Below are 25,095 nucleotides of genomic sequence, written 5' to 3'. Positions count from 1 at the left end.
GGCGTCCAGGGTCCGTGTCGGGTCGGCTCCGGCGATGAGGTCAGTGCTGTGCCGTGGTGCCTCCGTACTGCCGTTGGTCGGCATGTGACGTCCCCCAGGTGAGTGTGTACAGGGTCAGGGCGTGCAACTGGCGGTCGGTGCGGGCCCATCGGCGCCAGTGGGTGCCGAACTCCTTTTCGGTGGCGGGCCAGGGATGATCCGGGGCGATGCGGCGGGCCCAGGTGCGGACGGCCAGGTCGTGGTGCGGGTAGATCGAGAAGTCGCCGGTGAAGTCCGCGGCGGCCGCGGCGGCGGTCCACGGGCCGATGCGCGGGACCTCGTCCAGCGCCTCGACGAGTGCGCCGGCGGGCAGGGTCCGCCATCGGTCGGCGTGTTGGAGATAGGCGTGTGCGGCGGCTTGGAGCGCGGTGCGGTGGAACAGGGCGCCGACGTTCTTGAACGCTTCCTCGGGCAGCGTGAGGACCGTCTCGGGCCCGGGGGCGGCGGACAAGCGGCCCGCGGTGGTCTCCACGACGGGGCCGTGGGCCGTACACCAGGCGCGATGGATCTTGCGGGCCTGCGCGGCTCGAACGACCTGGCGCAGGATCGCGGTGCTGATCGCCTCCCACAGTGAGGGGTTGGGGATCCGCACCACCGTGCCCAGGCTTTTCAACGCGGTGTTCAAGGGCTTCGGCACTGCGGGTAGTTCATCGGGTTCGGTGACGGTGACGGCGGGCTTGGGGTCGTCCTCGCCGGTGACGATGTCCAGCCGTAGATCCTCGCTCGGGTCGAACGTGGCCAGCCACAGGCCGGATCCGGTGTCCAGCAGGCGTACACGGGAGCCGGTCGGGCCGGTGGACCAGGCGGGATGGTCGTCACGAGTGCTCCTCGGCGAGGCGATGGGGCATGCGGACAGCATGTCCCGGCTCGGGCCTCCGGCGACGCGTTTCGACGTGATGTCACCCCAGGACCGGTTTTCGAGCCGGGGCTTTCCCTCGGATATGGGACGACGATGTGCGGACGAGGTCGTCGACGTCCAGGGCTTGTCGTCGCCGCTGCAGCGCTCTGCGGTTGGCGTCGGTCGGGCGCTGCGGGATCTCGGCTTTGTTGCATCCCCGCGACGTGGCGGGGATCCGGACGCGTGGCCGACATGGACGCCCGAACGGGACAGGTCGTGCCGGCGCACGTGGCGGTCGAGGTGCTCGTTGCGCTGCTGTGGCTGGCCTTGGCCCGGGCCGACGGCACCGTCGACGTGGACGCCGTCGGTGACACGGTCGTCTTGGACGCGTCGGAGACCGGGAAGAAGGCGGGCAATACCCGCCCGGCCGGCGGGATGACCGGCGACGGTGCCACCCGGGCGGAACCGGCAGCACCGGCCGGTCGATCGGGGGCCTGACGGCACGGTGTGCTCCGGGGCCACGGCCCCGAACGCGTCCGCAGCGGAACATCCTGCGGAACACAGGCGAACCCCCTGCCCGACATCGACGACACGGACCGGAGGCCGGTCGAGACGCCCGGCACGGCGAGTCTCAAGCCCGGCCACACCGCCCGACCCTCGCCCGACGCCCGCGAGTGGTCGGCCGAACGACCGACCCCAGATCACGGACCGGGGCGCCCCGACCACCCCAGGCACCGGACGCTTCGGCCTGCCCACCCCGACAGGGCGCGCACCGTGAACCCCACCGGCCACCGCCCGACTTCGTGTACCAGGGCGAATGCACTCGGAAAGCCGGAATCCTGCCCGACCTCGGGGGTCGAAACGGGATTCGTCAGTTCAACTCGGGCCGTCTCAAAAATGGCCCCGGTAGTCGGGAAGTCCTCTTGAGGACGGGGCGGGGTGGTTCGTGTATTTGCGATTTTCGGTTCGGTGGTCACTGGTGTGGTTGTCGTGGCACTTCCTGGGTGCCGGGTGTGATCACGGCCGATCGAGGGGCTCATGGGGCGGAGTACAGGCACGGTCGCGGTAGCGGTGGTGCTGCTGGTGGTTGTCGGGTGCGATGGCGGTGACGGCGACACGACTGCGGAGCGCATCACTCCGTCACCGGCACCTCCGTCCGGCCAGGTTCTGGTGGTGTCGAGCGCGGAGGACGTTGCCAAAGCCCAGGCGGTTGAGGTCTACGGGCGGTACGACCGGATGCCGGGGTCGGTTGAGGCGGGGTCGGCGTTGGACCAAGCCGCGCTCGAAAAGACGGCGATCGGTCGCTCTGTCAGCCTCATTCAGCGGATCGTCGGCAACGTGAGCACCACCGGGATCGCCCTGCCGGGGGCGCCCGCGCCTCCGGCGCCGCGCGACGTGGTGGTGTCGCTGTCGAGCACGACACCGATCGTCACGCTCGCCGCCTGCGTCGACATCACCGGGCGGCGGCCCGTGCATCGGGACGGCACCTTGGCGCTGATCGCCACCCGGGTGTCCCGTTACATCCGCGCGTACACCCTCACCCGTGACGTGGCCGGGATCTGGCGCGTGGCCGCCATGGATGCCCAACGGGACAGGTCGTGCCGAGGTACACGGCGGTGGCTGCCGACCGTTGCCCATGCCGACGGCGTTGTCGACCTGGACGCGTCGGAGACCGGTATGAGGGCGGGCAATACCCGCCCGAGCGGCGGGACGACCGGCAACGGTGCCGCCCAGGCCGGAAGCGGCAGCTCCGGGTCGCTCCCGCCTCCGTCGATCCGATCCGAAGGACTCCGACGATACGCAGGCCGCCGATGCGGCGACGATCTCGGGCGCAACGTGCTGTGTGGGCACGATCGACCTCAACCCGGTCGGGCTGCGCGCCGCGTTACAGGCCTGGTCATGGTGTTTTCCGATTCTCGAACTCGCGTGTTGGTTTGGCTACTTGGGTGGTTGACTGGCCGAGAGGGTTGGTGACGGCTGGGTGGGCGGAGGGCCCGGTGGCTCGAGGGTTCGCGCGTCGTTCCGCGCGGGCGTCTCGGCACTCGACGTCGCGTGCGCCCTGAGTGGGCTCGTACGGATGTGTCCGATTGTGAATGCCCCGCCTTCCGACGAAGAGTGGGCCATTGCTTGTCCGCTGTTGCCGCCCGCGTCTGGTGCGGCGCGGTGGTGTCGTTTCGAGGTGTGTCCCCAGGAGGAGCAGCAGTGATGCATTGCCCGCGGTGTCGGCAGGTTGATCAGGTCGTCAGGGTCCGGGCCCTGTACGAGAGTGGGGTGGCGGTGTCCCGGACCCGTGGGCGGGTGTCCGTGCGTCTGGAGGGTCCGCGTGGCCTGGAGAGTGTGGTCGGGTCCGTGCGTGGTACGGGCAGGGCGCAGACGTCGTTGTCGCGTTCCCTGAGGCCGCCGGTGCGTCCGTGGGCGGCGCGGGGGTGGCGGCAGGCGTTGGTGGCGGCGTTCGTGGGCATGTTCGTGACGGCGGCGGTGATCAACGCGATCCTCGGGTCCGCGGCGTCGGGGGTGGCCTTGTTGCTGGCGGTCTGGTTCCTGGTTGTCTACCGGCGGCGGTATCGCGTGGCCCATCCCCAGTGGCAGGCGCAACGTGCGGTGTGGGCCCGGTTGTTGTGTTGTCGCCGGTGCGACGGGGTGTTCCTGCCCGCCGACGACACCGCGACGCATGCGCGCGGACGCCTCGTGGAGCGGCACGCCATGCCCGCGTTTCTCGCGGAGTGCGTCGGTTCCCGGTAGCCGTTTGGCTGAGCCGCCGGTGGCCTTCGCGTAGGTGGCAGCCGAGAGAAGTACCCCACACGAGTGGCGGAGGGTCGGGCGTGCCATCGATTACAGGGCCCCGTACCGGAAGTCCCTGTGCGAGCAGCGTGCCTGCCCCATGCCTCGAACTCGGCGCGGTCGGCTGGGACAGCGTTATGTCGTACGCCTTCCGCCCGCGCTCTCGTGAGCGCGGTTGCCTGCGGGCTGTGTGCTCGGGTGCGTGTCCCCGATGTGCCCGAGCTCCTCGACGAAGGGCCGATCGCCGTGCCGGCAACGGTGGTTGTGAACCGCCTGCGACGTCCGTCGGTTCTTCATACGCGACCTCGTCGATCGGCTGCCGTCGTACTCGTACGTGGCCGTGAGCGCCTGCTCGTCGGCGAAGTTCCGCGAATCCGCCGCGCGATCACGGACGCCCTGCAGGCCGGCACGCGGGAGCCCGCGGTCGGGTTGCCATTCCTGACGAGGGCGCCGTGCCGTCCACCGCCCTCGTGTTGCCACCCGGAGTGTGTGACGTCACGGCGTGGAGATTCGACGCCATCGCACCGGACCGTCCACCGTGGCGGCCGGCGTGGGGAGGGGCCCTCGTGCGGGCGGGGATTGTCGTCCGGCCGCCCGAGCGACCGGAGGCAGGGCTCGTATCCTGGTCTCGTGACTGCGCCGGAATCAAGCCGATCTCGTTTCGGACGCGTCGATGACGGCGGGAACTCCAAGACGGACACCCCGCAAACGACACCGCACGCCTGTCCCGCCGACGCGCAGACAGAATCAAACCATGCGACAACGCCCAGCTCGCAAACGATTGCCGATGCGCCGAAGCGGAAACAGGCAGGAACTTTGCCGCAATGACCCTGTTTGCATCACGAATCGGCAAAGCCCTCAAGAACCCCCAGGTCAGGAAGGGAAGTCCCCACGCAGGTGGGGGTGAGCCGAGCGCGGTCTGCCCGCTGGGGTTGAACCGATCGAAGTCCCCACGCAGGTGGGGGTGAGCCGACGAAGGAGACCCCGTGAGCACGAACATCCCCGAAGTCCCCGCGCAGGTGGGGGTGAGCCTGTCGGCCGGAGGCGATGATGGTGGTGATCTCCGAAGTCCCCGCGCAGGTGGGGGTGAGCCGCCGAAGGCGCCGTTCAATGCCTTCGTGGCGTAGAAGTCCCCGCGCAGGTGGGGGTGAGCCGAGCAGTCCGTTCGCGGGGACGATGACGATCGGGAAGTCCCCGCGCAGGTGGGGGTGAGCCGGGTGACGAAGGGCGGGCCGGCCGCATCGCATGGAAGTCCCCGCGCAGGTGGGGGTGAGCCGCAGAGGTCTGCCCCGGCGGCAACCATGCGCGTGAAGTCCCCGCGCAGGTGGGGGTGAGCCGCTCGGCCGCGGCACCTGGGGTGACCTCCCCGCGAAGTCCCCGCGCAGGTGGGGGTGAGCCGAGGGGCTGCGGCTGTCCCCCGGCATCCCGCTTGAAGTCCCCGCGCAGGTGGGGGTGAGCCGAGGTGAGAGCGGAGGCCGTCGCCCTCGCGCTCGAAGTCCCCGCGCAGGTGGGGGTGAGCCGTGCAACCCGCGCAGGTCAGGGGCCCAATGCGGGAAGTCCCCGCGCAGGTGGGGGTGAGCCGACCACAGTGGATCGCGAGGAGGCAGAGCGAGCGAAGTCCCCACGCAGGTGGGGGTGAGCCGCGGGGCGTCATCCACGACGTGCCCGCCTGGATGAAGTCCCCACGCAGGTGGGGGTGAGCCGCGATGCACCCTAGGGTTTTCTGGTCCCCAAGAGAAGTCCCCACGCAGGTGGGGGTGAGCCGCCGGTCGTGGACTTCTTCCCGAAGTCCCCACGCAGGTGGGGGGTGAGCCGTACGGCGCCCGTTTCTTCGCGAATGGAGCGATGGCGGGGGAGCGATTGGGGCGGGTGAGGCGACATGTGCTCAATCACCCATCGCGCCCCTGCGTTGGGGGAGCCGGTGAGCACGTCACCGGTCGCGAGCAATGCGCGGGCCACCGCCGCCTTGCGGTCTCGGTTGGGTGAGGCTGTGCGCGAGCTTCAGGAGGTGAGTGCTTGCATTTCGCCTGCGCGGATGTTGTTGATGGTGGTGGTGCGGGTGGCTGCGAGGGTGCCGGTCTGTCCGCCGCCGGCCCAGGTGATGGTCCAGTGGGTGGTGGCGGTGACGGTGTGGATGCCGGGGCGGGTGTAGGTGTGGCCGCAGTCGGGGCTGGGTTGTGCGCCTCGGTTGGGGGTGTAGGGGGTTCCTGGGGTGGTGCAGACGACGGTTGCGCCGTCGCCCATGGTCCAGGTGATGCGGTCGACGGCCGCGGTGGCGGTGACGGACAGCCCGGGGACGGCGGCGGTCGCGGTGGCCGGGCCCCACGACGTCGGGGTGGCGTCGACCCACAACCAGGTGGGGAGTCCGACAAGGCCCGTCTTGCCGGGGCCTGGGGTCAGGTGCAGGGCGGGCGCGTCGAGGGGGATCCGTGCGGAGGCTTGGGCGCCGAGTTGGGCGGGGGTGGGTGGTGTCGGTGCCGCACCGGTGTTGCCTCCGCCGGGGTCGATGGTGCCCATGCACGACGTCGCGTCCAGGACCAGGGCGGCGCCTGGGCATTGGGTGTCGTCGGGGTCCCTCGGATCCACCGGCGCCGGAGCCGCAGTTGCACCGGTTCCGGCCGGAACAGTATTGCTACCACCGGGTTTGCCAGATTTTCCGCCTGTACGAGCGCCGATCACGATGTCGCCGACGGTATCTACGGATATCTCGTCGTCATCCGCGCCCTCTGCCGCAGCAGGTGTACCGGAGGCCACCAGCAGGACCGAAGTCAATGCCCCGGCCAGCAGACGACTCTGGCTCAGCATGCGCGATCCCGTTGGGCGTTCACGTCGGTCACTCGCCAGCCGCCGGCTGTCGCATCACGGGTCACGACTACCGCCTGGACGAAGCGTGTCTGGGAAGCCACGACTTCCGCCGGTGTTCCGTCCTTGTTGGTGGCACGTCGCTGGCTCACGTCTACGCAGTCTTCCCACGTTACGGTAGGTACCGTTGCTGTGAGAGAGACGACCACGTTGTGTGGGGCGTGGACGATGGGTCCTTTGATCGTGATCCCGTCCTCCGCCGTCGTCGTTGCCAGACGTCGGATCACTGAGGCAGCCCGTCCTGTTGCGATTCGCCCCAACCCCGCCTCGTCCAGCGGTGTACCGCCTGAGACCAGGATCTGCAGATCGCCGAATCGGTTGTAGACGTCGAGTGCCTTGATGCGGGCGTCGTCTTCCGAGTTCAGTGTGGTTGATGCCTGAGTAGACGGCGTCGGAGGTGGGTTGGTGGGCGAAGCCTTCGTGTCGCCGCTGTCGTTGCTGTTGCATCCGGCGACGGCCAGCAATGCCACGGCTATTGCTCCGACGGCCGTGCTCCGTACCACGAGTCCCCCTCGCTCGGTCGAGATCACACACCGTACCGGGGCGCGACCTGATCGGGAACCGCCACAACCGTCGTGACGCTCGCGAGGGAGTTTTTGTTGTTCGCCGTCGCGACGGGGTATCGGTCGGGCGAGAACGCGACGAGGTGGGGGAGGGCTACGTCGATCTGCCGGCCCCGATGGGGTGTGCTCCTCGGCGAGATGGCCCAGCGGACGGCGATGGCGGCGAGAGTGCCGGGAAGTTCGGTGGGTACGTCGTCGATCGTCGGGCGGTCGGGGTTGCGGAGGCTGTCATCGGTGCTGTCAGGACGGCACCGCAGGATCCGCGATCGGCGGCCGACGCACCCGGGTGGTGCACGCGCCGGGAATCGCACGTCGAGTCTCATCTGCATACGAGTTCGACGACCGCAGCCGTGTCGGAAAGATCGTCGAGCACGTGGTCCGCGCGTGATAGCGCGTCCTTGTCGCTCGCTCCGGTGGCCACCGCGATGACCCTGGCTCCGCCGTGACGTCCGGCGTCCACGTCCGCAGGCGTGTCTCCGATGATGAGAGTGTTGGCCTCGCCGAACGGCGTGCCATAGCGCGCCTCGGCAAGACGGCGGGCTGCGCGGACCAGCTCGGGCCGCTCGACGTGGTCGTCACCGTAGGCTCCGAGGCCGAAGTCGATGCACGCGTCCAGTCCGAAAACCTCCAGCTTTACGCGACTGACGGTTTGCGGGTTGCCACTTACGACGGTCTGCACGACACCATCCTTCTTGTCCAGGGCGGCGAGGATTGACGCTGCGCCCGGCAACGCGTGCCCGCGCTCGCGCATTTCTGCGGCACGGGCGCGGTAGCCATCGGCCAGGGCATTGGCGAAGTCGGAGAAGGTGAACTCGTTCGGATCGAGGTTGTGGAGGCGTGCGGTGTCGCCGAAGATCACCTGCTCGGTGCGCCCGTGCACCCTCGCCTGTTTACGCATGGTCACGCCCGTGACCTTCCCAAACGCGTCGGCGAAGACCTCGCGGCCGACACCTCCGGTGTCGATCAGAGTGTGGTCGATGTCCCAAAGGACGAGGCGATGGCGAGCCATGGTCACTCTCCGGTTGTGTATCGGTCGGTCCGGTCAGCGTTGCATGGTCTGCCCGCCTACCGTAGGGACAAGTGCCGAACGCGCGAGATGAGGATCGGAATGAGCTACAACGCCGCGGACATCCCCATCGGGGAACGCGTGCGCTTTCACCGAACGCGGCGAGGACGGACCCAGGCCGCCGTTGCGGGCCTGGTCGGCATCGCCGAGGACTATCTGTCACAGATCGAACGTGGCCTCAAGACTCCGACGATCGCCGTTCTCCACGCCCTGGCAAAGGAGTTGGGGGTACCGACCTCAGCCCTGCTCGGAGAACCACATCAGGTGCAGGAGGACAGGGTCCGCAACGGGCTCGACGTGGTGGAGCGGGCCCTGATGGGCCTTGGCCCCTCGCCGGACGATCCGCCTCCCGACCTGCCGATCCTGAGAGAGCGTGTCGAGTCCGCGTGGCGCACGTATCAGTCGTCGCCGACCCGATTCTCCGACACCGGAGTGCTCCTGCCGCCGCTGATCACCGACACGGACTACGCCCTGCGCTCGTGGAGGACTTCGGGCGAGACGCGGCAATTCCGCGAGGCACACCGGATCGCCGCCGACCTCTACGGCTTGCTGCGTACCTACTGTAAGCGCACCGGCCGCATGGACCTTTCCCTGCTGGCTGCAGACCGGGCCCGCCGCTCGGCCGTGGAAGCCGACGATCCCCTGCGGATCGCGACGTCCGACTGGAACCTCGGGCACGTTCTACTTTCGGACGGTGAGCCCGAGGGAGCCGAACTCGTGGCCCGCCGCGCTGCGGCAAAGTTGGGTGACTGGCAGTCGGTGTCCGACGTAGCCGCGCTGTACGGATCCCTGCACTTGGTCATTGCGGTGGCACTCGCTCGGCGACGTCGTTGGTCGGATGCTCGGAAGGTTCTGCGGGAGCACGCCGATCCTGCGGCTCGGGTCGCGGGTGAAGGTAACGTGCAGTGGACAGCGTTCGGGCCGACGAACGTTTTGTTGCACCGGGTCTCCATTGAGATGGAGGCGGGTGAGACCGGGCATGCATTGCGCATCGCCAGCGGTGTGAACCCCTCCGTGATGCCCTCCGTCGAACGGCAGGCGACGCACCTGTTGGAACTGACCCGCTGCTACGAGCAACGACGCGAGGATCCGGCTGTGCTCCTGCACCTGAAGGAAGCCGAGCGGGTGGCACCAGAGGATGTCCACAACAGCCTGTTGGTGCGGGATTTGGTGCGTGGGCTGAGGCAACGGGCGCGGCCTTCGTACTTGCGCGAGGTTGCCGCGCTCGCGGCACGCATGGGCATGCTCGCGAACTGACCACCGAACCACGGGACTACCCGAACCCACAGCTCGGATAGTCCCCCTCGATCGCTCCTATCGTGCCGTCGTCGGCAGTCGACCCAAGGAGCCAAGGGTGGAAGACGAGCACGTCATCGAGTGGTTTGCCCGAGTCGGTACCTCTTCCGGTGTCGGGGGTATTGCGGGTCAGCTTCACGGGCCTGCGGTTCGGGTCGTCTGCGTCGGCCCCCTGTTCGACGTCGTGGTCGTCGAGGCCGATCTCGGCCGGGAGACGTGCTCACTCCTCAAGGCTGCGGCTGATCTCGGCCCGGTGGTCGGTACCGAGTTGGGCAGGATTTCGTTCCTCATCGAACCCCGCAGCAGTGACCGGTGGAGGGAACTCGTCGCCGATTCCGGCCTCTCGGCCGTTGCTCAGGCGCGGTACCTGTCCACGGGGACCTACATGTGGCTCCCCACTCCTGCCCCACCGCCCGCACCGTGGACGCCCATGGCCTGGTGGATCGAGCATCCTCGATTGGTCGACGGCACCGTGCGGCTCACGAACAGCGCGCACCTGTGCGCGGCTATGGGGGTGGCCGTGCGTACGCTCGCAGCCAGTGCTCTTCCGGGAGTCCGCTGATCGCCCGCTGCACCTGTCTCGGGCGGTTGACGAGGACGAGCCGCTCTTCGGCTGCTGCGACTGGACATCACACTCGGCCGTCCGGCGCGGGCTGTGTATTCCGCCGCACCGGATCGCCTCCCGGGTCCGTCCCTGGCGAACGATGGACGACCCCGGCCCGGTGGTGGCCGAGAGTCGGTGCCGGGCCGGCTCCCGCCCAGTCGTTGCCTCGTCGGCGGCCGACGGGGCCACCACTACGGCCTGTTTCGCCGTAGTCCTACCTCATCATTAACCACGATTCACACCCTGGAGGCGGCGTGCCATCACCCGACAGCACGTGGCTCGAGTACGAAGTCGCGGGCGGGATGGGCGATCAGACCCTCGTCTCGTGCTATCTGACGGCGGACGGCGAGGCGTACGAGTTCGAGCGGTTCAGGATTCCCGACGGCACCGTCGGTGCGCTCGTCGCGGCAGTCCTGATGCGGGCCGACCAGAACGTGCGGACCGACATTTTGCGGGACGAGGTCCGTAAGGACGAGCGCATCCGCGTGGACCGCATGTCCGCCATGGGGTACAGGCTCGACGCCGAGAATCCACTGACCAAGCCCATCCTTCGCATGGGCGAGGAGGCCCCGCACGACAGCGACTGCACCGAAAGTCCGTGATCGTCAACGGAGCGATGGCGCCCTCTTCCCGTGTCGGGTCGGGGTACTCGCTTCTCTTTCCCTTCCGCCTCGAAGCGAGGGAGTACCGACGATGCCCCGTCGCCATGCCTGGACCGAACTTCCCTTATCCGTCCGAGAGAAGATCCAACTCCACACAGGCCCCGTCCGGTCGACCCGCGCACCCGATTTCGGGAAGTCGTCGGAGTTCTCGGCGACGCTCGACACCGCCTGCGGACTGGTGTTCTGCAAGGGCGTTCGGGCCGATCGTACGTATGCGTGGACGCATCGCAACGAAGCCGCGGTGGCCCCGTTCCTGCCCGCGACGCTCGCTCCGCGGTTGCTGTGGGAGGTGACGCAGGACGGGTGGCTGATGCTTGGGTTCGAGTTCGTGCCCGGACATCATCCGTCGCTGTCGCCGACGTCCGGCGACCTGGACGTGATCGGCGATCTGGTGGTGACGATGGCCGAGACGTTGACGCCGTGCCCGGCCGCCGCCCGACACTCGATCGCCGACCGGTGGGGCGGGGCGCCGGGATGGTCCGCCGTCCATGCCGCTTCACCCGCCGATCTCGACCCGTGGGCGCGGGAGCACCTGGGCGTGCTCGCCACGCTCGAACGGGGTGCTCGGCTCGATGGCGACACGCTTGTGCACTCCGACCTGCACCAGGCCAACATGCTTGCCGAGGACGGGCGCGTGCGGGTGATCGACTGGGCGTGGTCGGCCCGCGGCGCCGCCTGGATCGACACGGCGTATGTCGTCGTCCGGCTCATTCACGAAGGCCACACGCCCGAGGCGGCCGAGACATGGGCGATGCACGTGCCCGCGTTCGCCAAGGCACCGGAACCCGTGATCACGGCGTTCGCGGCGAAGTTGGCCGGCATGTGGGAGTACATCGCCCGCTCCTCCCGAGCCCGCCCCCACGCACGGGCACTCGCCGACACCGCCCGCCGATGGGCGCGATACCGACTCGGCTGAAGCAATGCCCAGGGCCCTTCCCAGCACCGCGAATCCGAACATCGCCGAAGGTCGAGAATGAACTATCCCTGGGCGAAGGTGCCCTTCGCGTTACGTGACGCCGTCGAGTCCGACATAGGCGCCGTGAAGCGATCCACTCCTCTGAAGTGGACACGTAGCGTGCCGATGGCGGCAGTCCTGACGACGCACGACCACCCGTCCGTGGTTATGAAGGCTTCGCCCGACGACCACGCCGCGGCCGAGTACGTGTGCCGCGAAGCTGCCGTGACGCCGCACGTCTTCCAACTCGCCCCTCGATTGCTCGCCGCGTACGAGGTCGGCGGGTGGGTCGCCACGCTCACCACCCACCATCGCGGGCGGTTCGCGGACCTGACACCCGGCTCACCGGACCTGCCTCGGGTGGTCCGTGCCCTGTCCGCCGTCAAGCGGGGATACGCCGGGCCACCACTTCCGTGTCTGTCCGATCGATGGTCCGGCTCGTTCGGCCGCGATGATCGGCGCCTGTTTCGGGGACCGGATCTGCTGCACACGAACCTGCACCGGACGAACCTTCTGGTCACCTCGGAGTGCCGCAGCAATCCGAGAGTTCGGGTGACGGGCTGGGGACGTGCGGTGGTGGGGCCCGCGTGGGTGGAACCGGTCCTGTTCTACCTGGAGTTGCGGCGCGCCGGGCACACTCCGGCGGACGCGTTGACGTTGCTCGCTCGGATGCCCGCCTGGCGTACGGCGCTCCCGGAACGCATCACGGCTCTCGCCCGCTGGATGCGATCGAGCACCACGGCGGTGCGAGAGCAAGAGATCTGGGCCGAGTTGATCGAGTGACCGGCCGTCCTTGATGTACGCGCTTCCTCCTCTGTGAGCCCGTCCCGGGCCGACCGGAGGTGGTCTTGAAAGCGCCCGGGGATCGTCGCCAACGGTCCCCGGGCATAGCCGATCAGCCATCCCTGAGCAGGAGCTGACCAACCATGACAGAGCTTATTGCCCGCCTATTCGCATGGGTGCTCGGACGCCCGGACCGGACGAGGACGACCGGCAGGCACCGCCTCCGCCGTATCGACCGCCCCAACCGGCCCCTGCCCGCCGGACCCGGCGGGCCCAGGTACACCCGTGAGGAGATCGCTGTGACGTGGCACGACTTCACCCCGTCGGAGCGCGATGCCGTCGATACGCGTGGCCCGGCTGATTCGCACGCCCAGGCCCTCGAACCCGAGCGGGACCCCGAGTACTTCCTCGTTCGCCCATACGTGACCCGACTGTGGGAGCAGCGGGCACAGGACCAAGTCGAGGACGACAGGCGTTGGGCCCGTCGCTACGGACGGATCAAGCAGGATGCCTCAGCGACCACGCCTGGCCAGACCGTTTCGCCATCCCGTGCCACCACGCCGAGGGCGACGTTCGCATGATCCATCAACCGATCCACCGCCACTGCTGCCGGTGCGAGAGCGTGGCCGAACTGGTCCCGGTCCAAGTGATCGAGTCCGGTCGAGGCGCAAGCGGTTGGACCCTGTACGGATGCCCCAAGCACGCCCCGGCCCTGTTGCCGCTGCCTGAACCGATGACCATCGCAGCCGAGCCGGGCTCCTCTGAATAGGAATGACTCAGGCGTGAAAGCACCAGGTGGAACGCGTCGCAGGCCACAGCATTGGTTGGTGAGTGCTGGGGCCAGTTGCCTGAGCTCCCCACGGTCGGAAACGCCCGAGCGACGCCGCTTCGGGAACAGATCGCACTTCTCGTTCCTGGAGTGACCAGTCGGATGCGAGCCGTCCACTCAGGTTGCGGCCGACCTCACCTCCCGCCCGCACCTTGATCTCCGCGCTGACACCTGTCCCCACGGAGTTGGCTCCGGAGTGCCGCTCCGGGATCCATGGCGCTCCAACGCGGCGTGGCGGCAGTCTCAACGGAGTTGCACGTGCCACGCGCACGCCTGGACCAGACACCGCTCGGCGGCGCGCCGATGCGATACGCGTGCCCACACACACACCTGCGCATGCGCGTCCACGGCTGATCGAAATCCACCCCCGCACCACCCTCCCAGCTCAGAGCGATGGGCCACCCGAGCCGATCCAACACGGGTTCATTTTCTCACCGATACGAAAGGGCCCACGACGACGTGACCACCATCGACTTCGTCACCTGCAATTTCGAGGACAACGGGGGAGGCGATCGCCGGAAGTGGCGGGAGGCCCACGCGTTCCTCGCCTCGCTGCGGCCCGCCGCGCTCTTCAGGCAGGAGATGTGGGACGCTCTCGACAACGACGGGGAACTCGCCAAGCGCGCCGAGACCGTGCTCGCCATGCGCGGCTGGGTCGGCCGGGGCAGTGCCACGGCCCTGTACGCCGACCCGCAGGTATTCGAATCCCCGCGCGGCTGGGCCGACTCCGGATGGCAACTCGAGCCCACCGCACGCTCCCTGCGCCTGCGCGACACCGGCGGGGAGACGCTGCCGATCGTCTGCGTCTCGCACCACCTCACCCACTCCTCCTGCACCGCACGAGCGATCGAGGGGGAGCACCTGACCCGCTTCCTCGACAAGGACCACATCACCGGGTCCGGCGCCACGGTGAAGCTGCCCGCGATCCTCGGCGGCGACCGCAACAGCTACCGCGTCCCGATCCCGGGAGGCCCGGCGCTCCCGAACCTCGAGGCCATCGCCGACGCGGTGCACCGCATCCACCGCTCCCGCCGCGGCCCCGACGGCGTCCGCATCCCCGACACCCACACCGACCGCGAAATGCGCGCCGTCGGCGCCGAGGACGCCGCCCGCCACATCGCACGCACCCACGGACGCATGGCGGCGCTCGCCCCCACCGTCATCGACAAACCATCGCAAGGTCCCGCCATGGCCGTCGACGGATTTTGGATGTCGCGGATCCTCCTGCCCGCACTCGTCGACGTTGACGTCATCGACATGGGCGGCCTGTCCGACCACCACGCCGTCCGCGCCCGCCTCCACCGCGGCACCCTCGCGGACATCCTGCGCCGGGCCGCGGCACCGCACCCCGACCGGGAACACGCTGCGGCCCCGATCCGGAGCGCGGCCCTGTGACCCCCGACGAGCCGATCCCGCCCGGCATTGACGCCGCCTCCGACGCCCGCGTGTTCGACTGGTTGGCGGGCGGCCACGACAACTACCCGTCCGACCGGGAGACCGGCTCGGCCATCCTCCACGTCGCACCCGACATCGGACCCGCCATCCTCAACTCCCGGGCGTTCGCCCGCCGCGCCACCCGAACCCTCGTCCGCGACCACGGCGTCCGCCGCCTCCTCGACCTCGGCTGCGGCGTCCCCGCCACGCCCTACATCCACACCGTGGCCCAAGGCATCGCTCGGGCGACGCGCGTCATCCATGTCGACCGCGATCCGCTCGTCGTGGCAGGCCAGGATGCTCCTCGACCAGAACGACCATACGAGCGTCGTCCCTGCGGACATCACCGACGTCGACGCCCTGGTCCGCGTCCCTGATGTCGCCGAACTCCTCGGCGAAGGCCCGATCGCGGTGCTGGCGACGGCGGTTCTGAACTGCCTCCGACGACCGGCGGTCTTCATGTCCGACCTCGTCGACAGGCTGCCGTCCGGCTCGTACGCCGTCGTGAGCGTGCTCGTCGCCGACGACCCGCGAATCCGCCGCACGATCACGGACGCCATGCACACCGGCACCCGGGGAGCCTGGGGTCGGGTTGCCACCCCTGACGAGGCCGCCGCACTGTTCACCGGGCTCGACGTGTTGCCACCGGGAGTGTGCGACGTCGCGGCGTGGAGAGCCGACGACATCGGTCCCCACCGGACCGTCCACCAAGGCGGTCGGCAGGTCCACATGCACGGGGGAGCGGCCCGGGTGCCTTGACCCGGAGCGGTATTCCGCCAGGAGAGGCCCTTGTACCGGCGAGATCGTCGGCCTTGACCGGTACGTCCAGCCGCCGAGCGACCGGAGGCAGGGTTCGTATCCTTGCCTCGTGACCGCGGCGGAATCGAGCCGATCTCGTTCCGGACACATCCATGATGGCCGGGATTTCAAGGACAGACATGTCTCGAACGACACCGTACGCCTGTCCGACCGACGCGCATACAGGACCGAACCATGCGATACCGCTCAACTCGCGAACGTGCACCGGAACACCCAAGCAAAACAGGCAAGAAGCTTGCCGCAATGACCCTGGTTACATCACGAATCGGCAAAGCCTCCAAGAACCCGCAGGTCAGCAAGGGAAGTCCCCACGCAGGTGGGGGTGAGCCGAATGAGGGACACGAGACCCGCAAAATTGAGGGGAAGTCCCCACGCAGGTGGGGGTGAGCCGGAGGCGCGTCTGTTCCATCAGGGATCACTACGGAAGTCCCCACGCAGGTGGGGGTGAGCCGGGCCCCGACTACCTCCTGCTCTGGCTCTGACCGAAGTCCCCACGCAGGTGGGGGTGAGCCGTCGCCCTTCAGGACCAGAGCCATCAGGATGGCGAAGTCCCCACGCAGGTGGGGGTGAGCCGAGGCATCCGCGCCGCGTCCTGCACCGCCAACCGAAGTCCCCACGCAGGTGGGGGTGAGCCGTCGTGACGACAGGGATCGCCGTCTACGGAGTCGAAGTCCCCACGCAGGTGGGGGTGAGCCGTCCTGGGCGGCGATCCACGACAACCGCCGGCTGAAGTCCCCACGCAGGTGGGGGTGAGCCGGACACGGACCGGGTGATGGAGGCCGTGAAGGTGAAGTCCCCACGCAGGTGGGGGTGAGCCGCCGAGAACCGGAGCCGGAGGGCCGCCGCGTGAGAAGTCCCCACGCAGGTGGGGGTGAGCCGCACGATCAGCAGCGCCTGCCACTCGGGCTCGCGCGAAGTCCCCACGCAGCTGGGGGTGAGCCGCTGCCCTCGCGCACGCGCAGTTCGAGACCATCCACCCCTACGCCGACGGCAACGGGCGCGCGAGTAGAGCTGATCTACACCGTGCTCGCCAGGCAGGGGCTGGTGATTGGGGAAGTCCTGCCCATTCGCTGGTCTTGCCGGCTCACCCGAGGGAGTACATCGCCGGGCTCAACGCATACTGGTACCCGCGACCGGTTCGGAGGCCATCTGCGGCACAGAAGCCTGGATCCGGGTGTTCTTGTTTGCGACCCGGGACGCGGTGACGGAAGCTGTGCGGTTCACCGCCGAACTCACCGCATTGCAGGAACAGCGGCACCGCCAACTATCGGCCCATCGCGCAGAGAAGGGCCGTCGTGCCCACCCAGGCAAGGGCGCCGTAGTCCTGCGATGCATGGAACAGAGGCCCGGCCTGCCGATCGTGACCGCGCGCTGTGCAGAGCCTGCTGAAGGTGTCCTTCGTCGCTGCATCCGCAGTTCTGGAAGAACTGCACGGGGCCGGGATGGTCGCGGTCAAGGAAGTGCGAGGCGGAGCATGTGCCGGTACACGTGCGTTCCTCTCACAAGATGTCCTCGACCTCGTCAGTGGAGCCGAGCGTCGGCTGACCTACACCCAATGGGACTGCCATGGGACTGACTCGGCACCTTCGTTGATGACGCTGTGCCCGTCCCTCGGCGAGATCAAGGTGCAAAACCATTCGTTTAGAACCAGTGTGGGGGCCATCGGCGTGATGCCGGTAGCTCCCACATTCTGGAGGCAGGGTCAGGTTTTCAGGCGGGAGCCGTTCGCGAGGCGGGAATCGCGTCCATGAGGACTTCATCCACGCGTGCACCGCCCCACAGCGCGCTCCGGCGGCGGTGGCCGATGAGCTGGAATCCCGATCGCCTGTAGGCCCGAATCGCCGCCACGTTGGGTGCAAGGACCGCCAAGTAGACGTTTTCCAAACCGCCTTCTTCGAAGGCGAAGTCAAGCACCAGGCGCGTAGCGGGAGCGGCCAGTCCGCGACCTCGTCCCTCCTCGCCCAGGGTGATGAAGAACTCGGCTGCGGCAACGGGATGGTCGATCGAGAGCGTCGCGGTGCCGATGGGCAGCGGCCCGCCGTTTGGATCCGTGCCGAGGCGGTCGTACACGGTGAAGTGGGCGTTGGCACCCGGGATCATGACCTCGAGTCCGGCACGGAGCGCTTCGCGGTCCTCCGGCTCGAAGCGGCCGTTGCCGCGCATCGCGACCGGATCGTTCGTCCACCGCAGGTACGTGTCCAGCAGGTCGTGGCGCAGTGGGCCAATGGCGACGGTGTCGGTAGCGCGCTTGAGTTCGGGGTTGGTCAAGCTGATGGGGATCGCCTCCCGGGGATGCGCAGGATAAGGGTGTAGGCGGTGGTCTCCGCCGGCTCGTCGACGTGGCGCCCGGTATCAGTCTGCTCCACCCAGGCGTGCAACCGGACCGGATCGGGTGCGACTCCCTGGCACCAAGTGGCGCCGTAGCCGCGTAGCGCGAGGAGCAGATGAGCGGCGGTGGTCTGTTCCAGGCATGCGGCGCGGGTGGGGCACCAGCGGGCGATGCGGCGGATCGCTTGCACGGCTTCGGTGGCGGTGGCCATGTCGGCTTGTGGTGCTCGGCGCAGTGCATTCCATCGTGTGACGGCGCGGACCAAGGTCAAGTGCCGGGCGAGGGAGCGATGGGACGGCCCAATCCGGGTCAGGAGGACCGCAGCGATCAAGCCGGCGGAAGCTGCGATTCGGGCCGGACGGCGGGGCTGCGGGGATACTGCGAGTGCAACGGGGGCGGTGCGGGTGCCCCAACTGGGTCCGGGGTCGTGTCCGGCCAGGGGGGCGGGCCAGGGGGTTGACCGTGGTGCTGGGGTGAGGATTCCGGCGGCGAGCAGGGCGGCCTGCAATCCGTTCGCCTCGCCGGCGGACATGCCGGCCGTGCGCGCGGCGGTGTGCCGGTTTCCGGTTGCTGCGAGGGTTCGCCACCAAGTTGCGGCGGGTTCCATCAGGGTCTGTACGGTGCCTCCGGAGGTGTCCACGAGCACGATCACGCCGGGGCCGTCGAACTCGACCGCGCGAGCGCCGGCGGCGATGGTGACGGGAGGGCTCATGCCGTCTCCCGAGGTGCCGGCGCGGGGGCGGGGCGGTGGTGCCAGGTCAGGGCGCGGGCTGCGTGGTGGGCACGGAGCCACATCTCGCTTGCGATGACGGATTCGACGGCGTCGGATCCGATTCCCGCCGCAGAGTGGCGTATGGCGGTTCTGAGGGTGTGGACGTCCACGAGGTCGAGTTCGACCAGGCGGCCGTCGACCAGGTCCAGGACCTGGGTCAGGTGTGTGCGCAGGCCACGGAGGTGGTCGCCGGTTGATTGTCCCTTGGTCTTCCGTGCGCTGATCGATGGCGGGAGGAGACCGGGTAGAGCTTGGAGCAGGAGGGGTTTGTAGGCGTCCGGCCGCGTGCGATCGCGGGACGGGCAGGCGAGCGCTGCCGCGACCACCGCGGAATCGACGAACGGGTTGTGCAGGCGAACGCCAGTAAGGGCGCGGGCGAGATGAGCGTCCGCCGCCGCTGTGCGGCCGATCTCGCCGATCTGCCGCCACGTGACCTCGTTTCCCAGGTCAGTGATCGAGGGTTCGTGCCGGGTGGCTCGTTCCGCGTCGAGGTAGGCGCCTGCTGCAAGGTGGCGTGCGTGGGGGGTTGTCCATGGTGGGGGGTTTTCGACGGGCAGTAGGGCGATGCCCCCGGGTCCGTTGGTGTCCCCGGTCAGCGTGTCGGCGACGCGTCGCATGGCGAGGGAGCGTGAGGTACGTGCCGCTTCGCGGGCCTGTCGCAGCACCTCGCGGGGGCTGGTGCAGTGCAGATGGGCCCAGCCCAGGGCGTGGCGCATTGCGGTGCGTCGGCATCCTGCTCGTAGGAGGTCTGCGAGGTACACCAGTGGCGGACACAACAGGGTGTCTCCTCCGTCGCCGGTGAGGTGTGCGGTGCTACCGAACACATCTCGTGCCGCGTTGAGTTGGTGGGAGAAGTGGACGTGTCCCACCGTCGCGGGCGCTGCCTCGTCGGTGGCGGGGAGAACCGTGGCGACGTCGGTGTAGGGCTGGTGGCTGTCGTCGAGCGCGAGCATGTGGTGCCTGATTGCGGGATGGTTCGCTGCGGCGGGCACGTAGTCCAGGTCGCCGCCGATTGTGGCGGCCTTGTGGTGCAGGGTGATGGCGCCGATGGTGCGGCCTCGTTCGGCAAGGGTCCGCGCGCCGATCCTTGTCAGGGTGACGGAGTCGAAGCCGCCGCTGAGGTCGCTCGTGGGCCGACCGTCGGTTTCCAGGACTCGGAGGGCAACGGAGGCGGTCAGGGCATCACCGAGCCGCGACGCGGCCTCGGCGCGGGTGGCCGTGGGTTCCGTGTTCCACAAGGGCACGGGTGTGGTCGTGCCTATGGGGGTCAGGACGACGCGATGATGTGCGGGGACTCGGTGGATGTCGATGAACGCCGAGCGGGTTGCCAACGCGTCCGGGCTGGCGGGAGTGAGGATGCGGACGGCCAGCCACGTCGGGTCGACCCCCGCGCCGGTCAATCCGGCAAGGGCTCGCGCCGAGGTGGACCATGCGAGACCGGATGAGATGGCCGTCCAGTAGATCGGTACTGCCGCGGCGAGGTCGGCGTGGACCGTCACCCCGGTGGAGGTGATCTCGATCAATGAGTAGGCGCCGGGCCATCGGGTGAGGTCCGGGGGACGCACACCGCGCGTCGCCATGGTGTCTACGGCGTGCTCGTCGGCGCCGCAGGTGCCCAGTACGCACACGGCCCGCCATCGCGATCGCGCGATTCGAGCGGGGGGCATCGGCCCGTCCGACATGGACCACACGGGCAGTTCGTCGTGCAATGCGGCGAACACGGGTACGGGCAGGGGCGCGCGGTGTTGCTTGGCAACGAAACCGCCGACGATCGTCATCCGGTCGTACTTCCTTCATGTCCCGAATGAGGCCAACAGGGTCGGCCCGCACCTCGGGTTCGTGGGTGCGGGCCGAGAGCCAGAAGTGATCAGCGGATGGTCGAGGTGTAGACCTTGCGCTTGTTCTCGTTGTTGCTGGCCGTGCCACCGCGAGTCAGGACGCCGGCAGTGCCCACGACGATCGGAAGTACCGAACGCGGGTTCCGGGCGTCGCGAACGTTGGGCTGCTTCATCTGGATGCCTCCTGGATCGGAACGGCCGGGATGCCGTTGCGATCCAGCAGAGCATCGATCTCCGGGTCTGTGTACGAGATGTGCGGGTCTCGCACGCGGTGTGCGAATCCTGCAAATCATCTCGACGGAGTGTGATCATCTGGCTACGGTGAGACGAATATCCCTGCATTCGCTCGGGGGCGCGAGATGGCAGATCTGTGGGACTCGCCGCGCGTGAAGACGCTCGTCCATGAGCGTCGGATCGGCCCGCTCCTGCGAGCCGGACGCACAGCGAAGGGCTTGCGCCAAGCGGATCTGGGACTCCTGATCGGCTACTCGGCTTCGGCTGTCTCGCGTCTCGAATCGGGGCGGGGCAGGGACGACTTCGTGAAGGTCCGGGCGGCGGCCGTTGCTGTGGGCATGCCGCCGCGCATTCTCGCAGCAGTACTCGGCGTGACCGAACAGCTACCCGCTAGGGTGGCTGCAACCGCCGACCGGCGGGACGACGAGGAGGATCCCATGCGCCGACGCTCGCTGTTGACCGCCTCGCTCGCCGCCGTCCCGGTGGCGCTCCTGGCCGGCGTCGACGACGCACTCGCCGCGATTCCCACCACCGTCGGTCCCGCAAGCCCCGCCGATGTACTTCAACGCCTACGCCGCGCTCGCGGGTACTTCGATGCCGGGGACCACGCCCGGCTCGCCGCGGCAATGCCGGACCTGCTCGCGACCGCTCACACCGCAGCGCAACAAGTGGCCGACGAAGCGGCATTGACTCGACTCTCCGCGTGCTACGACCTGTGCACGCAGACTCTGTCGAAGATCGGCCGCCACAACGCGGCACGAAGCGCCGCCGATCGGGCAACCGTCTACGCCCATCAATCCGGATCGCCCCTCGCGCAGGCCGCGTCGGCGCGCATGCTGAGCATCGTGCTCCGCCACCGGGAGCAGGAAAGCATCGCCCAGCGGATCACTCTCGACGCAGCCGCGCGGGTCGAGGAGACGGGTCTGCGGACGCCGGAACAGGCCGCAACGTACGCACAGATGCTATGTACTTCCGCGTATACGGCCGCTACTGCCCAGGACCGTGGGGCGGCACTCGAACTCATGCGGGACGCTCGCAAGGCGGCGGATCGCTTCGCCGAAACTCGCGCCGGCCGTGCGACGTTCACCGTCACACCGGCATCGGTCGCCCTCTATGAGGTCGGAGTCCACTGGGCCCTCGGTGACGCCGGAGCCGCCGTCCATGCCGGACGCGACCTGCAATCAAAGCACTTCGATTCCCCTGAACGACGGGGTCGACTGCACACCGACATGGCGCGTGCATGGTGGCTGTGGAACAAGCCCGACCAGACGATCGCGGCCCTGATGACGGCACTGAGGGAGGCGCCGACGGAAGTTCGCAACCGGCCGTCGATCCTCAATTTGACCCGAGACCTTGTGCAGCGTCATCCACGGGTAGTCGGGGTGAGTGACCTCGTGCGAGCCGTCGGCGCCTGACCACGTCGGTGGAGTCGACGAAACCGACCACCGGGCTCGTTCTTTACGGCGTAAAGACCGGGAGGATCGGCGAGTCCTTCCGAACGAGTTTCATGTACCGTGCGGCTTCGTATCCACGCGCATAGGTCATTAGCTTGTCGTTGGACGTTAGCCGCGCCTGCCAGGCCTTGTGCGTTCATTAAGCTAGTCCTGTGTCAGGATCGGTGTTTTCGGTTCTGCTAGCGCTCACATTCAGGGGAACGGGTCCTGGGGCAAATAGGGCCCGTCTTGTTGTCACTGCCGTGGACTAGCCTGCGGGTCATCCGCAGTCGCCTGTCGAAGGGGAGTGCTTCAAGATGCATCCTGACGCCACAGTCCGTGAACTCAGCGAGTCGGTGCTCGACCGGCATGGATGGCCTGGGTTCGGAGGAGAGTTCGACCTGTTCGAGGAAAGGTTCCCAGAACTGCCCACCACACCTGGCGTGTACGTGGTCCTCATCAATGATGGTGAGACTCTTCGATACCCCCGGAGTCGGTCTGCGGTCATCTATCTTGGCTGCGCGTTTGGAGCTGGGGGGCTCGACAAGCGACTGCGCGATCACCGCCGATATGCCAAGCAGTGCCGCGAGGAGACGGCAGGTCGCATCTACTACCCACGCTACGAGTGGATCAATGCGGCTGGGGGTACTTGTTTGTTCTCGGAGGCCCCAGAGGACAGGATGACAGCGCAACGTATGGAGACTCTCCTCCTCAACGCGTTCCTGTCCACCCATTACACACTGCCCATTGCCAATGGTCAGCACGGTGCAAAGGACAGGCCAGAGAACGACCTCCTCAACGACCGGGCCGAGTATGGAACGACTCCGAACCCTTTGCCGCTGATGCCAGACGCGGCACTTGATTCAGTGCAGCGATTTCCTCGTTGACTTGCTCCAGTTCCAGAGAGATCAACGGCGACCTTCGCCAGTACCTTGTTCTTCTCGCGCTCGGCGGCGAGGTCGGCCTTGAGCTTGGTGTTCTCCTCAACGAGGTCTTTGTGGTTGCCGTAGACGACGTCGCGCCGCAGCGCGGATTCGGTGATGAGCTCGGATCCGGTGAGTTTTCCACTGATGGAACGCAGGGGTGTGCCAGCCAGGAGGCGTTCGGCGGCGGCGCGGAGCGCACTCAGCGACAACGCTCCACTCGGAAACGATCACCAGAACACCCAGAGCAAAACAGGCAAGAAGCTTGCCGCAATGACCCTGTTTACATCACGAATCGGCAAAGCCTCTAAGAACCCGCAGGTCAGCAAGTGAAGTCCCCACGCGGGTGGGGGTGAGCCGTACGTGGCCGACCTCGACGCCATCGACCCGGCGAAGTCCCCACGCGGGTGGGGGTGAGCCGACCACGGCGCAGCGGATCGGGTTGAAGGGCCGAAGTCCCCACGCGGGTGGGGGTGAGCCGGTCGATGTACTGCCAGCGCATCCCCAGGGCCTGAAGTCCCCACGCGGGTGGGGGTGAGCCGCATCACCGTGTTGACCGTCAACCCCGTGAGAGGAAGTCCCCACGCGGGTGGGGGTGAGCCGCGTTCTAGGCAGCGAGCACGCTTGCTAGCTAGCGAAGTCCCCACGCGGGTGGGGGTGAGCCGACGGCGGGCGAGGACACCGGCGCTTTGCGTGCGAAGTCCCCACGCGGGTGGGGGTGAGCCGGGCGCCGAGGTCGCCGAACCTCGCGGCCTGCGAAGTCCCCACGCGGGTGGGGGTGAGCCGCGGATGTTCACCGTGGTCGAGCAGGGTCGGGCGAAGTCCCCACGCGGGTGGGGGTGAGCCGTCGGCCGGGCCGGTCACCAGGACGCCGACGCCGAAGTCCCCACGCGGATGGGGGTGAGCCGGCGGCCGTGTGGCTCACGGCGCACCTGGACGAGAAGTCCCCACGCAGATGGGGGTGAGTCGCCCCCCTTCATCATCGTCCACCACGTACCACGGAAGTCCCCACGCAGGTGGGGGTGGGCTGTGTTCGCGCTGCTTGCGGGCTGTCAATGCCCGGTTCGGCGCGAAATTTGCTGCTTCTGTCGAGGTGCAGGTCACGATGTCGGCCAGGTACACCGGAACGTGCCCAGTGGTGAGGCGGCTACATGATGCCGGTCCCTCGCGTGGCCCGTGGTCGCGGCTGGGATCATGAATCCATGCCCGAGAAATCGAACCCGTTGTCGGCCCTGTGGCCGGTCGCTTCGTCTGGTGCGACGGACTGGCTGTTTGAGCTGTGCGGCGATGGTTTGACCGGGTTCATGCCGCCGGCGATGTCCGATGCGGTCTGGGTGCTCAACGCCATGTACGAACATGAGCACGGGCCGGGCGACGTATCGCATCACGAGTACCGGCAGATGCGTCTGGCGGACGGGAGCATCCCGCGCGACATTGTCGCGGGCATCGATCTCGATGCCGTTGGCGTCGCCACGGGGGGGGTGGGCTGGGTCGCGCCGAGCACCCTGGTCCCGGCTGGCGGCGGCTGCGTTGGGCGGAGCTCGCCCGGCGGACCGGTAGTCCGATCGTTCCCGACGGGCGCCTGCCCTCCTCTCGTTGCCTCTCCTCGGCCATAAAGAACGGCAGTTGGCCGCTGGGCATCGTCCCTCCCACCGAGGGGAGCTTGGACCGTGAGACCTGGATCCGGCTGATCGACATCCTCACCGCGCACAGCCCCGCAGGTCCGGACACCCGCTGCCTGGCCTACTACAACCCGCTGACGCTCGGGGCCGTCGATTTCGACAACCTCCATGTGCGGGCGGGGCGCCTCGGCGACGCCGAGATCCTCTACGACATGTCCGAGGCCGACTTCAGTCCCGCCAACCTCTGGGCCGAAGACCGCTCATGGGTCCTGTGCACCGACTACGACCTGTCGGCCACCAAAGTCGTCGGGCCTCCGGTTCTCATCGAGGCACTGCTGAACGACACCGGTGTCGAGGCGGTACAGCTGCCCTGGGCGACCTGAGGATGGGCCGCACAGGCCTTTCCCCGTCCC

22 protein-coding genes, 1 pseudogene and 3 CRISPR repeat arrays are annotated in these 25,095 nt (G+C 68.2%); of the genes and pseudogenes, 14 read left to right on the top strand and 9 right to left on the bottom strand.

Features of this window, described 5'->3' with window-relative positions; all coding sequences use genetic code 11:
- Positions 1–40 precede the first annotated feature (40 nt).
- On the bottom strand, positions 41–898 hold the full coding sequence (locus tag ACFRCG_RS12960; RefSeq protein WP_380030894.1) for a hypothetical protein: 858 nt from the start codon (positions 896–898) through the stop codon (positions 41–43).
- Positions 899–1,120: 222 nt separating this feature from the next.
- On the opposite strand from ACFRCG_RS12960, the gene ACFRCG_RS12955 reads away from it, so the two are divergent.
- From ACFRCG_RS12955 to ACFRCG_RS12945, 3 genes are all read left to right on the top strand, one after another.
- The gene (locus ACFRCG_RS12955) at positions 1,121–1,375 is read left to right on the top strand and encodes a hypothetical protein (RefSeq protein WP_380030893.1); all 255 of its coding nucleotides are present in this window, start codon (positions 1,121–1,123) and stop codon (positions 1,373–1,375) included.
- A 573-nt stretch (positions 1,376–1,948) separates the two neighbouring features.
- Positions 1,949–2,851: a hypothetical protein gene (locus tag ACFRCG_RS12950; RefSeq protein WP_380030892.1), complete on the top strand. Its 903-nt coding sequence runs from the start codon at positions 1,949–1,951 to the stop codon at positions 2,849–2,851.
- 324 nt (positions 2,852–3,175) lie between these two features.
- Entirely contained in the window at positions 3,176–3,619 is a 444-nt protein-coding gene (locus ACFRCG_RS12945) for a hypothetical protein (protein WP_380030891.1), read from the top strand.
- A gap of 921 nt (positions 3,620–4,540) precedes the next feature.
- Positions 4,541–5,473: direct repeats of the CRISPR family, unit length 19 nt; unit sequence CGCAGGTGGGGGTGAGCCG.
- Between the two features lie 186 nt (positions 5,474–5,659).
- Here ACFRCG_RS12945 and ACFRCG_RS12940 read toward each other — a convergent pair.
- The 3 genes from ACFRCG_RS12940 to ACFRCG_RS12930 all read right to left on the bottom strand — a co-directional run bounded on the left by ACFRCG_RS12940 (position 5,660) and on the right by ACFRCG_RS12930 (position 8,092).
- Complete coding sequence (locus tag ACFRCG_RS12940; protein ID WP_380030890.1) at positions 5,660–6,244, bottom strand: ATP/GTP-binding protein; 585 nt, start codon at positions 6,242–6,244, stop codon at positions 5,660–5,662.
- A 212-nt stretch (positions 6,245–6,456) separates the two neighbouring features.
- Positions 6,457–6,990: a hypothetical protein gene (locus ACFRCG_RS12935; RefSeq protein ID WP_380030889.1), complete on the bottom strand. Its 534-nt coding sequence runs from the start codon at positions 6,988–6,990 to the stop codon at positions 6,457–6,459.
- Positions 6,991–7,402: 412 nt separating this feature from the next.
- Positions 7,403–8,092, bottom strand: a complete 690-nt coding sequence (locus tag ACFRCG_RS12930; RefSeq protein ID WP_380030940.1) for an HAD family hydrolase — start codon at positions 8,090–8,092, stop codon at positions 7,403–7,405.
- A gap of 99 nt (positions 8,093–8,191) precedes the next feature.
- Here ACFRCG_RS12930 and ACFRCG_RS12925 point away from each other — a divergent pair, with 99 nt between their 5' ends.
- The 8 genes and pseudogenes from ACFRCG_RS12925 to ACFRCG_RS12890 all read left to right on the top strand — a co-directional run bounded on the left by ACFRCG_RS12925 (position 8,192) and on the right by ACFRCG_RS12890 (position 16,736).
- Positions 8,192–9,406, top strand: a complete 1,215-nt coding sequence (locus tag ACFRCG_RS12925) for a helix-turn-helix domain-containing protein (protein WP_380030888.1) — start codon at positions 8,192–8,194, stop codon at positions 9,404–9,406.
- Positions 9,407–9,503: 97 nt separating this feature from the next.
- Positions 9,504–10,007: a hypothetical protein gene (locus ACFRCG_RS12920; protein WP_380030887.1), complete on the top strand. Its 504-nt coding sequence runs from the start codon at positions 9,504–9,506 to the stop codon at positions 10,005–10,007.
- Positions 10,008–10,303: 296 nt separating this feature from the next.
- Positions 10,304–10,651: a hypothetical protein gene (locus ACFRCG_RS12915; protein WP_380030886.1), complete on the top strand. Its 348-nt coding sequence runs from the start codon at positions 10,304–10,306 to the stop codon at positions 10,649–10,651.
- A gap of 91 nt (positions 10,652–10,742) precedes the next feature.
- Positions 10,743–11,627, top strand: coding sequence for a hypothetical protein (locus ACFRCG_RS12910; RefSeq protein ID WP_380030885.1), 885 nt, complete (start codon positions 10,743–10,745; stop codon positions 11,625–11,627).
- Positions 11,628–11,828: 201 nt separating this feature from the next.
- Entirely contained in the window at positions 11,829–12,449 is a 621-nt protein-coding gene (locus ACFRCG_RS12905) for a hypothetical protein (protein ID WP_380030884.1), read from the top strand.
- 1,288 nt (positions 12,450–13,737) lie between these two features.
- Positions 13,738–14,673, top strand: a complete 936-nt coding sequence (locus tag ACFRCG_RS12900; RefSeq protein ID WP_380030883.1) for an endonuclease/exonuclease/phosphatase family protein — start codon at positions 13,738–13,740, stop codon at positions 14,671–14,673.
- Positions 14,670–15,471, top strand: a pseudogene (locus tag ACFRCG_RS12895) (SAM-dependent methyltransferase). The gene ACFRCG_RS12900 and the pseudogene ACFRCG_RS12895 overlap by 4 nt, the downstream one beginning before the upstream one ends.
- Positions 15,472–15,832: 361 nt before the next feature.
- A CRISPR array of direct repeats spans positions 15,833–16,473; the repeat unit is 29 nt; unit sequence GAAGTCCCCACGCAGGTGGGGGTGAGCCG.
- Between the two features lie 29 nt (positions 16,474–16,502).
- The gene (locus ACFRCG_RS12890) at positions 16,503–16,736 is read left to right on the top strand and encodes a hypothetical protein (RefSeq protein ID WP_380030939.1); all 234 of its coding nucleotides are present in this window, start codon (positions 16,503–16,505) and stop codon (positions 16,734–16,736) included.
- 505 nt (positions 16,737–17,241) lie between these two features.
- On the opposite strand, the gene ACFRCG_RS12885 is transcribed toward ACFRCG_RS12890, so the two are convergent.
- The 4 genes from ACFRCG_RS12885 to ACFRCG_RS12870 form a co-directional block, all read right to left on the bottom strand.
- Complete coding sequence (locus ACFRCG_RS12885) at positions 17,242–17,799, bottom strand: GNAT family N-acetyltransferase (protein ID WP_380030882.1); 558 nt, start codon at positions 17,797–17,799, stop codon at positions 17,242–17,244.
- Complete coding sequence (locus tag ACFRCG_RS12880) at positions 17,796–18,572, bottom strand: lasso peptide biosynthesis B2 protein (protein WP_380030881.1); 777 nt, start codon at positions 18,570–18,572, stop codon at positions 17,796–17,798. The genes ACFRCG_RS12885 and ACFRCG_RS12880 overlap by 4 nt, the downstream gene beginning before the upstream one ends.
- The gene (locus ACFRCG_RS12875; protein ID WP_380030880.1) at positions 18,569–20,410 is read right to left on the bottom strand and encodes an albusnodin/ikarugamycin family macrolactam cyclase; all 1,842 of its coding nucleotides are present in this window, start codon (positions 20,408–20,410) and stop codon (positions 18,569–18,571) included. The genes ACFRCG_RS12880 and ACFRCG_RS12875 overlap by 4 nt, the downstream gene beginning before the upstream one ends.
- Positions 20,411–20,499: 89 nt before the next feature.
- Positions 20,500–20,643, bottom strand: coding sequence for a hypothetical protein (locus ACFRCG_RS12870; RefSeq protein WP_380030879.1), 144 nt, complete (start codon positions 20,641–20,643; stop codon positions 20,500–20,502).
- 186 nt (positions 20,644–20,829) lie between these two features.
- Here ACFRCG_RS12870 and ACFRCG_RS12865 point away from each other — a divergent pair, with 186 nt between their 5' ends.
- Complete coding sequence (locus tag ACFRCG_RS12865; protein ID WP_380030878.1) at positions 20,830–22,119, top strand: helix-turn-helix domain-containing protein; 1,290 nt, start codon at positions 20,830–20,832, stop codon at positions 22,117–22,119.
- Positions 22,120–22,894: 775 nt separating this feature from the next.
- Here the strand turns inward: ACFRCG_RS12865 and ACFRCG_RS12860 are convergent.
- A complete protein-coding gene (locus ACFRCG_RS12860) occupies positions 22,895–23,272 on the bottom strand; it encodes a hypothetical protein (protein WP_380030877.1) in 378 nt (125 codons plus the stop codon).
- 119 nt (positions 23,273–23,391) lie between these two features.
- A CRISPR array of direct repeats spans positions 23,392–24,090; the repeat unit is 29 nt; unit sequence GAAGTCCCCACGCGGGTGGGGGTGAGCCG.
- A gap of 172 nt (positions 24,091–24,262) precedes the next feature.
- Here ACFRCG_RS12860 and ACFRCG_RS12855 point away from each other — a divergent pair.
- Positions 24,263–24,676, top strand: a complete 414-nt coding sequence (locus ACFRCG_RS12855) for a hypothetical protein (RefSeq protein WP_380030876.1) — start codon at positions 24,263–24,265, stop codon at positions 24,674–24,676.
- Positions 24,677–24,723: 47 nt separating this feature from the next.
- A complete protein-coding gene (locus tag ACFRCG_RS12850; protein WP_380030875.1) occupies positions 24,724–25,065 on the top strand; it encodes a hypothetical protein in 342 nt (113 codons plus the stop codon).
- Positions 25,066–25,095 lie beyond the last annotated feature (30 nt).

The organism is Embleya sp. NPDC056575 (genome assembly GCF_042793325.1).
In the GTDB taxonomy this organism is placed as follows: Bacteria; Actinomycetota; Actinomycetes; order Streptomycetales; family Streptomycetaceae; genus Embleya.
This window is presented reverse-complemented; position numbering and strand designations above follow the sequence as displayed.